The following is an 11,010-nucleotide window of genomic DNA, read 5'->3' as shown; positions in this document are numbered from 1 at the left end:
TCCTAGTTACTGGTCGGTACGCCGCCGTATCCCAGGTTACGTGGGCTCAGTCCAGATCGTCGTGTGCCATCAATCTTCGCGCCGCCTCCACGATCGACCCGGACAGCGACGGATACACCGACAGCGTCTGCGCAAGGTCGGTCACAGAGAGGTTGTTCTGCACTGCCAGCGCGATGGGCAGGATCAGCTCGGAGGCGATCGGTGCGACCACAACGCCTCCGATCACGACGCCGGTGGCCGGGCGGCAGAAGATCTTCACGAAGCCGAGACGCAGCAGCGACATCTTGGCCCTGGCGTTGGTGTTGAGCGGCAACATGAGGGTCCGCGCGGGCACATTGCCGCTGTCGATGGCCGTCTGCGGCACCCCGACCGCGGCAATCTCGGGCCTGGTGAACACCGCCGCGGAGACGGTACGCAGCCGGATCGGCGTCACCCCCTCGCCCAATGCGTGGTACATCGCGATACGCCCCTGCATGGCGGCCACCGACGCCAGCGGCAACAGACCGGTACAGTCGCCCGCCGCGTAGATTCCCGACGCCGACGTCCGCGACACCCGGTCGACCTTCAGATAGTTGCCCTGGGCAAGCTCGATGCCGACGTTCTCCAGTCCCAGTCCCGAGGTGTTGGGGACCGAACCGACGGTCATCAGCGCGTGGCTGCCCTCGACGGTTCTGCCGTCGGCCATCTTCACCAGCACGCCGTCGGCGGTCCGGGTCACCGAGTCGGCACGAGCGTTCTTGACCAGCTTCACACCGCGGTCGGCGAACGCCTCCTCGAGCACGGCCGCCGCGTCGCGGTCCTCGTGCGGCAGGATCTGATCGCGACTGGCGACCACGGTGACCTGCACACCGAGCTCGGTGTAGGCGTTGCAGAACTCGGCTCCGGTGACGCCGGACCCGACGATGATGAGGTGCTGGGGCAGTTCGGTGAGGTCATAGAGCTGGCGCCAGTTGAGAATGCGCTCGCCGTCGGGCTTGGCGTTCGGCAGCACTCGCGGGCTCGCGCCCGTCGCGATCAGCACGACATCAGCCTTGAGCGTGCCGACCCGGCCACCCACCGTGGTGACCCTCACTCGGTGGTGGGCCATGCCGGAGGTGTCGTCGACCAGCTCCCCGCGGCCGTGGACGACGGTTACGCCCTCACGCAGCAGCTGATGGCCGATGTCGGTTGACTGCGATTTCGCCAGCGTCTTGACGCGATTGTGGATCTGGTCCAGTGAGATCTTGGCGTCCTCGATCGCGATGTCGAAGCCGAGGCCCGAGGCGCGACGCAGTTCGGTGCGCACACCGGTGGAGGCGATGAAGGTCTTTGAGGGAACGCAGTCCCAAAGCACGCAAGCGCCGCCGATGCCGTCGGAGTCGACGACGGTGACCTCGGCGACCTCGGGCCCCCGAGCGGCGGCGACCAGTGCCGCCTCGTAGCCGGCGGGGCCGCCGCCGATGATGACGATGCGCGTTGCCACGACGTCAACGCTAGCCAAGCGAGGCGTTGATCGCCCAGCCTGTCGGCGAAGCCGGCCCGGTAAGCCGTAGAGTTTCCTGGTGCCGCTCTACGCCGCCTACGGATCCAACATGCATCCAGAGCAGATGTTGGAGCGGGCGCCTCATTCGCCGATGGCGGGAACCGGATGGCTGCACGGCTGGCGGCTGACGTTCGGCGGCGAGGACATTGGCTGGGAAGGCGCCTTGGCCACCGTCGTCGAAGATCCCACGGCGAGCGTGTTCGTCGTGCTCTACGACATGACCAGAGACGACGAGCAGAACCTCGACCGCTGGGAGGGTTCAGAGCTCGGCATCCACAAGAAGATCCGGTGCCGGGTGCATCGCACGTCGTCGGACACCAGCTTCGAGCCGGTGCTGGCGTGGCTGTACGTGGTCGACGCGTGGGAGGGTGGTCTGCCCTCGGCTCGTTACATCGGCGTCATGGCCGATGCCGCCGAAATCGCCGGTGCACCAGAGGAATACGTACACGGTCTGCGCACCCGCCCGGCCCGCAACATCGGGCCAGGCACCACGTAGGCGGTTCTCCGCGAGTGACCGTGTCTGTACACAGACACGCCGCAAACGGTGTGCATTTTGCGGTCGCTCACGCTGCCTGAGCGCGCCTCAATTGCACATCGATGCGAGCCACGAACTCCGTGCTGCGATATCGGACATCTTCGAAGACGATCGCTATCACCACCCATCCGACATCCATCAGCGCCGCTGTGCGCCTCCGGTCACGGCGCATGGCTTCGGGCCCGCTATGCCAGTCGAGGCCGTCATATTCGACGGCAATCCGGTACTGCGGCCACGCGAAGTCGACTCGTCTGCGCTCGCCGTTTCCGTCGATGATCTCGTATTGCAGCTCGGGAATCGGCAGGGCACCGTCCATCATCGCCAACCGCGCCTCACTTTCCATAGGCGATTCAGCCCGGAAATCAGCTAGCGGGATCAGGTCTCGCACCGCGACGATGCCCCGACGACCCGCCTGGGCGACGGCTGCTCGCCACATTTCAGGACGTGTGGCCGTCCCACTGCGGAGCGCAGCATCCAGGGTCGCCAACGCCCGAGGGCGCTCAAGTGATCGCGCTACCTCGACCGCAGTCCACGCCGGCGCGGTGACGGGACGTCCTTCGACGACAGTCAGCGGTGCTCCTTCGCGCCTGTGCACCGTGAGGCCGTCGGCGGAACGAAGTCTCGACGCTGGCGGGCTCAGCACGTGGAGATCCGTCGGCTGTTCGGTGTCAAACCCATACAAGGCCGCGGCCGTGCCGAGGCAAGCAGCCACCTTGGTGCCACATGACAGATCGAGCCCACGCATGCGGGCGCCGTCGTCCGGTTCACCGAGACAGTAGATGCCTTGCCAAATCCTCTCCAGCACTCCGGAATCCACTGCCGCTGCGAATGCGCGTCTACTCAAATGCTTGAGTATCTGGCCGCTCGTTGCCACACCCATCTGCTCAACGAATAGTCGCTCAAGGTCTGCGTTCACCCCGCGATCGTGCGTCGGTGAGCTGCGGTGGCGACAGCAGCCCAGGGCGATCTGTGCATTGAGAGCGGATTGGGGACTATCGCACCAGCCGAGCGACCGCGAAATGCACGCGATTAGCGGTGTGTCGGTGTACAAACACGGTCACTCGCGGAAGCAAGTTCTAAAACTGCGCCGCCTGCTCGACGATGTTGACCAGGAACCGCACTCCCACCGCCATCGCGCGCTCGTCGAGGTCGAATGTCGGTTGATGCAAATCCAATTGCGGCCCGCGACCCGACCACACCCCCAGTCGCGCCATCGCGCCGGGCACCTCCTCGAGGTACCAGGAGAAATCCTCGCCACCACCGGACTGACGGGTGTCGCATAGCACCTCGGGGCCGATCGCCTCGATCGCGTGGGTGACGATGCGGGTCGAGATCTCCTCGTTGACCACCGGGGGCACCCCGCGCCGGTACTGCACGCTGTGATCGATGTTCAGCGGCGCCAGCAGCGCAGTAATCGCCTCACGCACAATCTCTTCCAGCGTTTCCCACGTTTCACGGCTGGCTGTGCGAATAGTGCCCGCCAACGTGCCGGTCTGCGGTATCGCGTTGGCCGCGGTGCCGGAATTGACCGCACCCCACACCATCACCGTGCTGTTGCGCGGGTCGATGCGACGGGACAGGATCCCCGGCACCCCGGTGATCAACGTGCCGATTCCGTAGACCAGATCCCCGGTCAGATGCGGTCGCGACGTATGCCCGCCGGGCGAGTGCAGCGTCACCTCGAGCTGATCGGCGGCCGACGTGATCGGGCCCGGCCGCACCGCGACCTTGCCGACAGCCAGCCGCGGATCGCAGTGCAACGCGAAAATGCGCGACACCCCCGACAACGCTCCCGCCGCGATGGCGTCGATCGCACCACCTGGCATCAACTCCTCGGCCGCCTGGAAGATGAGTCGCACGCCGACTGGCAGTTCCGGCACCGATGCCAGGGCCAGCGCGGTGCCCAACAAGATCGAGGTGTGCGCGTCGTGCCCGCAGGCGTGGGTGACATTAGGAACCACCGACGCGTACGGCGCTCCGGTGCGCTCGGCCATCGGCAGCGCGTCCATATCGGCGCGCAGCGCGATTTTTGGCCCGTGCTCCGGGCCGAAGTCGCACGTCAGACCGGTGCCGCCGGGCAGCACCTTCGGGTTGAGACCCGCGTCGGCCAGATGCGAGGCGACGAACTGGGTGGTGGCGAACTCTTGCCGCCCCAGCTCGGGGTGGGCATGCATATGACGGCGCCACGCGACCATGTCCGGGTAGTGGGCGTCGAGCCACAGTTCCGTCGCGTCATGGAGACTCATGCCGCCCGCCTCGCCTTCAGCTCGAGAACGCGGTCCCGTTCGGCTGCCGTCTCGGCCAGCTTGACCACCGTACGAGCCAGCATGATCGCACCCTCGACGACCGCCGTGTCGGCACTGGGTCGCGCCGCCGCCGCGGCGAACGCCGGCTGATGTACCGACGCACCGCCCGCGTCGATCCCGACGATCGGATGAATACCGGGCATGACCTGGGTGACGTTGCCCATGTCGGTACTACCCAGCGGCAACGACGCCTCGATCTCAGCGGGCACCGGCGTGCGACCCAGCCGCACCATCTCGTCGCGGAAGGTGTCGGCGAGCCACGAATCGGGAGCCAGCTCGTCGTAGGGCGGCTCGGTCTCGGCCACCGTGTAGTCACATCCGGTGGCGACCGCGCCTGCGAGGAAGCAGTCGGACATCCGCTGCTCGAGTTCACGCAACGACGCCGCGTCGTTGGCCCGCATCGTGTACTGCATCTCGGCGCGTCCCGGAATGATGTTGGTGGCCTGGCCGCCGTCGGTGACGATGCCGTGCATCATCTGGCCGGGCGCGAGCTGCTGGCGAAGCAGCCCGATCGCCACCTGCGAGACAGTGATCGCGTCGGCGGCGTTGATGCCGAGGTACGGCGCCACGGCGGCGTGCGATTCCCGGCCGCGATAGTCGACAGCGACCTGGGACAGCGCCAGCGAACGGGCGGCGGCGATGTCGAGCGGGCCTGGGTGCAGCATCACGGTGGCGACGATGTCGTCGAATGCTCCCGCGTTGAGCAGCAACACTTTTCCGCCACCCGCCTCTTCGGCGGGAGTTCCGAACAGCACAACGGTCAACCCCAGCTGGTCGGCCACTTCAGCCAATGCCAGGGCGGTGCCGACCGCAGATGCGGCAATGACGTTGTGACCGCATGCGTGTCCGATGCCGGGCAGCGCGTCGTACTCGGCACAGATTCCGATGACCAGCGGGCCGCTGCCGTAGTCGGCCCTGAAGGCGGTGTCCAGGCCGCCGAGCGTCTTCGTGACCTCGAACCCGTAGTCGGCGACCAGCTTCTGGGTCTTCGCACAGCTGCGGTGTTCGGCGAACGCGAGTTCGGGCTCGGCGTGAATCGAATGCGACAGCTCGACCAGATCGCCGCGGCGTCGGTTGACAGCGTCCTCGACGCAACTCGACGCAGTGGCTGTAGGCATCCTCGAAGTATCTCACTGCACCGATGGATGCCGGTTCGACGGCTAAGCTGCCCAGCGTGACGACGCCGGAAGCGGTTGTCGCCGAGTCGGCGGCACAGATCCGCGTGCGCACTGGCGTCGACGAACACGACGTCGCGGTTGTCCTGGGATCGGGGTGGGCACCCGCCATCGACGAACTCGGGGACCCGGTGGCGGTCGTCCCGATCACCGAGGTGGCCGGCTTCACCCCGCCTTCCGCCGAAGGACACGGCGGCCAGATGTTGTCGCTGCGGGTCGGCGACCACCGGGTGCTGGTGTTCGTCGGCAGGATCCACGCCTATGAAGGACACGAACTCCGCCATGTGGTCCATCCCGTACGGGCGGCATGCGCGGCCGGTGCGCGCACGATCGTGCTGACCAACGCCGCGGGCAGCCTGCGCGAGGATTTCGCCGTCGGACAACCGGTGCTGATCAGTGACCACCTCAATCTGACAGGCCGGTCACCGCTGGTCGGGGCACATTTCGTTGATATGGTCGACGCCTACTCCCCACGGCTGCGGGCCGTCGCCCGTGAGATCGACCCCGCGCTGGCCGAAGGCGTCTACGCCGGATTGAACGGACCCCAGTACGAGACGCCTGCCGAGATTCGGATGCTGCGCACATTGGGTGCGGACCTCGTCGGTATGTCGACCGTGCACGAAACCATCGCGGCGCGTGCCGCAGGTGCGCAGGTACTGGCGGTGTCGCTGGTGACCAACCTCGCCGCGGGTATGACGGGTCAGCCGTTGAGCCACGACGAGGTGCTGGAGGCGGGGCGTCAGTCCGCGACGCTGATGGGTTCTCTGCTCGCCGGGGTCATCTCCCGGCTCTGACGGGTGAGCCGCCGGTTCAGCCACACCATGCTGCGGGCCAGCAGCGGCGCGGCGAACAGCATCAGCAGAATCCGTACTACCTGCGCGGCGATGATGAACGTGACGTTGGATCCCGTCTCGACGGCGGTGGCCAGCACGGCGTAGACCCCGCCGGGGCTGGTGGCCAGATATCCCTCGAGCGGAGTGAGTCCCGCGACGTGCGCCAGCACCACACCCAGCCCGGCAGTCGCGACACTGAGCACGACGATGAGAGCGATCGCCGTCGGCAGCATGCGTCCCACCGCACGCAGCGAATCGCGCGTGAAAGCCAGGCCGGCCTGCCAGCCGATCAGCGCGTAGCCGAGCTGCACCAGCACCATCGGCACCGAAAGGCCGAAGGACAGCCCGGTGACCTCCAGAAGCACAGTCAACGCCAGCGGCCCGAGCAGACCTGCGCCGGGCAGCCGGATCAACTTGCCGACGGTAGCGCCGACCAGCACAAGGGCGATGAGCATACCAATGCTCAGATACCAAGGGGCGGAGTCAGATTGGGTGACGACGGCGTCTGGCCGTGACCTGTCGGCATGATAGATGAGCGTGACGACCACCGGCATCGACGCCGTCACCAAAGCGACGCGCAGATACTGCACGACCGACACGATGCGATCGTCACCACCGAGCTCGCGGGCGATTGCGACCAAGCCGGATGCGCCGCCCGCCACGAGAGCCAATGAGCCCGTCAGCGGAGTGACGTCGCGGTGCGTCGACAGCAGCGCGCCACACACGACGCTCAGCAACAAGGTGGCCACCGCGACGGCGATGACGATCGGCCAGTGCGGACCGAGTGCGTCGACCGCCTCCTGCTGGACCATCGTCCCGATGTAGACGCCGAGCACACCCTGCGCGGCGATGCCGGCGGGACGTGGCACGCCGCTCGGTGCCAGCGACGAGAGCGCCAGTCCGATACCGACGGCAAGCGCCGCGAACAGCGCTGCCGACGGGACCCCCACCAAGGTGAGCGGATAGGTCACCCCGACCGTCACCGCTATCAGCAGCAACCATCTGAGCAACTGTCGTATCACCATTGATTACAAGTATCCTCTTACTAAGTTTGATGTGCAACATGCGTATACAGACCACAGATATCCACAATTACCAAGGTATAACTTGTATATGGACGAAGCTGAGCCCGCGCGCAGATCCGCGGCCACCGAACTGCGGGAATCGATCGTCGCGGTCAATCAGCAGATGCGCCGCCACCGCCCTGACCACGGACTGACGCTCAGCCAGATGCAATTGCTCGCCGAGGTCGAGCGCGCGGGTGTCACCACTCCCGCCGAGCTCAGCGCTCGGTTGCAGGTTCGGGTGCAGTCGCTGACCGACAGCATCAACGCGCTGGAGGGCCGCGAGCTGATCGCGCGCCGGCCCGACGAGATCGATCGTCGACGCCAGCTCATCGAGATCACCACCGCCGGCACCGAGCTGCTCGAGGCCGACCGCGCCGAGCGTGACGCGTGGCTGCACGCGACGATGCGCGACAACCTGTCGGAGCTGGAGTTCGATCTGGTGATGCTGGTCGCGCCGGTGCTGCGCAAGCTCGCATACGCCGACTCCACATAAGCCGACTCAAAAATGGGCACACTTACTGAATGACAGCGCGAGAGTGGACCTCGACCGCCGCGCAGGAGTGGATCGCCCACGATCCCGATCCGAGGACCGCCGCCGAACTTCTCGAATGCTCCGAGGCTGATCTTGACGACAGGTTTGCACAGCCCCTGACGTTCGGAACCGCCGGCCTGCGCGGACCTCTGCGCGGCGGACCGAACGGAATGAACCTCGCCGTAGTGCTGCGCGTTACCTGGGCCGTCGCCAAGGTGCTCAAGGACCGCGGCATGCGAGGCCATGAGGTCGTGATCGGTCGCGACGCCCGGCACGGATCCGACGAGTTCGCCCTGGCCGCCGCTGAAGTGATTGCCGCTCAGGGGTTTTCCACAAAGTTGATGTTCACCGCGGTGCCCACGCCGATTGTCGCGTTTGCCGTGCGCCACGGCGGTGCGGTAGCGGGTATCCAGATCACGGCGTCGCACAATCCGCCGACGGACAACGGCTACAAGGTCTATTTCGATGACGGATTCCCGATCGTGCCGCCGGTCGACCAGGAGATCGAGCAGGCGATGGCCGACGCCCCGCACGCCGACGAGATTCCCCGGCAGGCGGTCACCCCGTCCGGCGTCGACGTCGTCCAGCGTTACGTCGAACGCGCGGCCCAGGTGCGACACACGCACGGATCGGTACGGGTCGCGCTCACGCCGATGCACGGCGTCGGCGGGGAATTCGTTCTCGACGCCATGGTTCGCGCCGGCTTCGATGAGGTGCACGTCGTCGACAGCCAGTTCGCTCCTGATCCAGACTTCCCGACGGTGGCGCTACCGAACCCGGAAGAACCAGGCGCCGCAGATGCCCTGCTGAAGCTGGCCGCCGACGTCGAGGCCGACATCGCGCTCGCGCTGGATCCCGATGCGGACCGTTGCGCGGTCGGCGTGCCGACCCCCGACGGCTGGCGAATGCTCTCGGGCGACGAAACCGGTTGGCTACTTGGCGATTACATCCTGTCCCAAGTCGAGCCTGGCCCTGTCATGGCGGCGACCGTCGTCGCCAACTCGGTGGTGTCCTCGCGGATGCTTGCGGCCATCGCCGCCGAGCACGGCGCATGCCACGTGGAGACGTTGACGGGCTTCAAATGGCTAGCGCGAGCCGACCTCGACCTGCCGGCCTGCACCCTGGTCTATGCGTACGAAGAAGCGATCGGACATTGTGTCGATCCGGCATCCGTACGCGACAAGGACGGAATCAGCGCCGCGGTGCTGGTGTGCGATCTGGCGGTCGCACTCCGTCGTCGCGGCTACACGCTGCTCGACGCGCTCGACGATTTGGCCCGCCGCCACGGCGTGCACACGACGGCCGCGGTGTCCCGGCAGGTTGCGGATACCCGTGAGGCCGAGGCGATGATGAAGCGGCTACGCACGGAGCCACCGGACACACTCGCAGGGTTCGACGTGACCCTGAGGGACCTCGAAGACGAGACGGGGCCTCTGCGCACAGACGCGGTGGTCCTATTGGGCGGCGACGGACAAACCACGATCCGCGTTGTCGTGCGGCCATCGGGAACAGAGCCAAAAGTCAAGTGCTACATCGAGGTTCGCTGCGCCGACGTACGCGATCTGAGTCAGGCGCGAGTACGCGCCGATAAGTTGGCGGCGGAGCTCAAGCGCGACGCGCAGAGGTGGTGACCCCCACCCGTCGGCTCACGCCAACTGGCTCTGAGGCGCGCAGAGGTTCATACCCTCGGCGGTGGTCAGCAGCTCCAATCGGGCGAACCGACTAGCGTTCCTGCTCACCAGAGACAGCCTGCCTTCGCGCAGCACCGACGCCGGGTGCATGCCGAGCAGATCGTCGGCGAGCGAGTTGCTGGTTCCGAGCAGCACGGCCTGGCGTGCTCGCACGTGACGGACACCGCTGGGCGTGTCGATCACCGCGCCGACAGGTTGGCCGTCATTGAAGAGCAGACGCTGAATTGCACTGGACCCGTGGATCTTTACGCCACGCTCTTTGGCCATTTCCCGAAGCCACTGGCGCAGTGTCAGCCCGGATCGTCGAGCAGACGGAATGTCCGCGACGACGCGCGCCCTGATCGGCCTGCCGTCCTGCAATCGCAATTCAGACATCGCCAACGGGGACAGCTTGCTGAACACCATGCCGTACGGCGAGGTCAGGCAGTCGCGCGCCCAGTTCGCCATCTCGTTGCCGTAAAACGGTGGCACGGCCGCACGCCGGTCGACCTCTATATCTCCGAAGGATTCGACAGCAGCGGTGAACAGCTGGCCGTTCGCATGGGAACGGCGTGTTGTACCCAGGTCGGACGTCATCTCGCGGAGGTATGCGGTCGTCGGCCCGTCGAGCTCATCGGCGCCCCAATACCGCTGCAACTGGGCGGCCCAGGCCTCGGCGGATTCGGCGAGCGATCCGATCTGCGGTGGCCGTCGACGGGGCTCGGCGACAAAGACAGACAGTCCGGAATCGGCCGATGAGATAGCGGCGGCCAGGCCCATGCTGCCCGTTCCGATGCAGACGATATCGACGAGCTCACTGTTGAACATGGTCGTCGCCTCGATCGCGGCGCTCACGTCGCGACCGCCACTCGGTCGCGCGGCGAGCCCACACGGGTTGCGAACTCGGCCTGCCTGTGCAAATTCAGCAACGCTTCCCCTACAAATTTAGTTAGTACCTGGCTACGCCGTTGCCGCTTCTCGATTCCTGCCGAAAATCCGCGGTTCAGACAATTAATCGGTATGCGCGGAGGCTAACACTTAGCCAGTCTCGTCGCAGCGCGCTGTGACGAACTCAACTCGACTGGCCGCGTGGGCCTCGGCTACGTCCGTAGCACCTCATGTCACCGCCCACGCTAAAGTGGATAAGAAATCGATGCAAACGCGATGCGTGGCGAAAACACGTGGCAACCTCGAATTTACGCATGTGAATATTGCTATTCGTCACTCGCGGTATCGTTTTGACCACGCGAAATGGCCGCGGACGCCTGACGCAGGAATTAGCCAGCCTTGGGCCCAACGCCGGTCACGCAAACTCAGATTCACCGCGACGACGGGCCGGTGGATCCAGCTGAATCAACGCAAGGTTGAGG

At 66.0% G+C, this 11,010-nt stretch carries 10 protein-coding genes; 4 read left to right on the top strand and 6 right to left on the bottom strand.

Annotated features, from left to right (window positions below; all coding sequences use genetic code 11):
* Positions 1-46: 46 nt before the first annotated feature.
* Complete coding sequence (locus ACIA48_RS18765; protein ID WP_396734580.1) at positions 47-1,462, bottom strand: NAD(P)H-quinone dehydrogenase; 1,416 nt, start codon at positions 1,460-1,462, stop codon at positions 47-49.
* A 79-nt stretch (positions 1,463-1,541) separates the two neighbouring features.
* On the opposite strand from ACIA48_RS18765, the gene ACIA48_RS18760 reads away from it, so the two are divergent.
* Complete coding sequence (locus ACIA48_RS18760) at positions 1,542-2,018, top strand: gamma-glutamylcyclotransferase (RefSeq protein ID WP_396734577.1); 477 nt, start codon at positions 1,542-1,544, stop codon at positions 2,016-2,018.
* Positions 2,019-2,085: 67 nt separating this feature from the next.
* Here the strand turns inward: ACIA48_RS18760 and ACIA48_RS18755 are convergent, their stop codons facing one another.
* The 3 genes from ACIA48_RS18755 to ACIA48_RS18745 all read right to left on the bottom strand — a co-directional run bounded on the left by ACIA48_RS18755 (position 2,086) and on the right by ACIA48_RS18745 (position 5,481).
* The gene (locus ACIA48_RS18755; RefSeq protein ID WP_396734575.1) at positions 2,086-2,973 is read right to left on the bottom strand and encodes a DUF559 domain-containing protein; all 888 of its coding nucleotides are present in this window, start codon (positions 2,971-2,973) and stop codon (positions 2,086-2,088) included.
* 160 nt (positions 2,974-3,133) lie between these two features.
* Positions 3,134-4,303, bottom strand: a complete 1,170-nt coding sequence (locus tag ACIA48_RS18750) for a M20 family metallopeptidase (protein ID WP_396734572.1) — start codon at positions 4,301-4,303, stop codon at positions 3,134-3,136.
* On the bottom strand, positions 4,300-5,481 hold the full coding sequence (locus ACIA48_RS18745; protein WP_396734570.1) for a M20 family metallopeptidase: 1,182 nt from the start codon (positions 5,479-5,481) through the stop codon (positions 4,300-4,302). Before ACIA48_RS18745 ends, ACIA48_RS18750 begins: the two co-directional genes overlap by 4 nt.
* A 56-nt stretch (positions 5,482-5,537) precedes the next feature.
* Between ACIA48_RS18745 and ACIA48_RS18740 the strand changes: the two genes are divergently transcribed.
* Positions 5,538-6,332 carry a purine-nucleoside phosphorylase gene (locus tag ACIA48_RS18740; RefSeq protein ID WP_396734567.1) on the top strand — a complete coding sequence of 265 codons (795 nt, stop codon included), beginning with the start codon at positions 5,538-5,540 and terminating at the stop codon, positions 6,330-6,332.
* Here the strand turns inward: ACIA48_RS18740 and ACIA48_RS18735 are convergent.
* Positions 6,278-7,396, bottom strand: a complete 1,119-nt coding sequence (locus ACIA48_RS18735) for an AbrB family transcriptional regulator (protein ID WP_396734564.1) — start codon at positions 7,394-7,396, stop codon at positions 6,278-6,280. The two genes, ACIA48_RS18740 and ACIA48_RS18735, sit on opposite strands and share 55 nt — an antisense overlap.
* 88 nt (positions 7,397-7,484) lie before the next feature.
* Here ACIA48_RS18735 and ACIA48_RS18730 point away from each other — a divergent pair, with 88 nt between their 5' ends.
* Positions 7,485-7,931, top strand: a complete 447-nt coding sequence (locus ACIA48_RS18730) for a MarR family winged helix-turn-helix transcriptional regulator (protein ID WP_396734561.1) — start codon at positions 7,485-7,487, stop codon at positions 7,929-7,931.
* Between the two features lie 29 nt (positions 7,932-7,960).
* Entirely contained in the window at positions 7,961-9,601 is a 1,641-nt protein-coding gene (locus ACIA48_RS18725) for a phospho-sugar mutase (RefSeq protein WP_396734559.1), read from the top strand.
* A 15-nt stretch (positions 9,602-9,616) separates the two neighbouring features.
* Here the strand turns inward: ACIA48_RS18725 and ACIA48_RS18720 are convergent, their stop codons facing one another.
* Positions 9,617-10,495 carry an FAD-dependent oxidoreductase gene (locus tag ACIA48_RS18720; protein ID WP_396734557.1) on the bottom strand — a complete coding sequence of 293 codons (879 nt, stop codon included), beginning with the start codon at positions 10,493-10,495 and terminating at the stop codon, positions 9,617-9,619.
* Positions 10,496-11,010: the final 515 nt, after the last annotated feature.

This window comes from Mycobacterium sp. NPDC051804 (genome assembly GCF_044452905.1).
GTDB lineage: Bacteria > Actinomycetota > Actinomycetes > Mycobacteriales > Mycobacteriaceae > Mycobacterium.
Note: the sequence above shows the minus strand (reverse complement) of the source record. Positions and strands in the feature narration are given on the sequence as shown.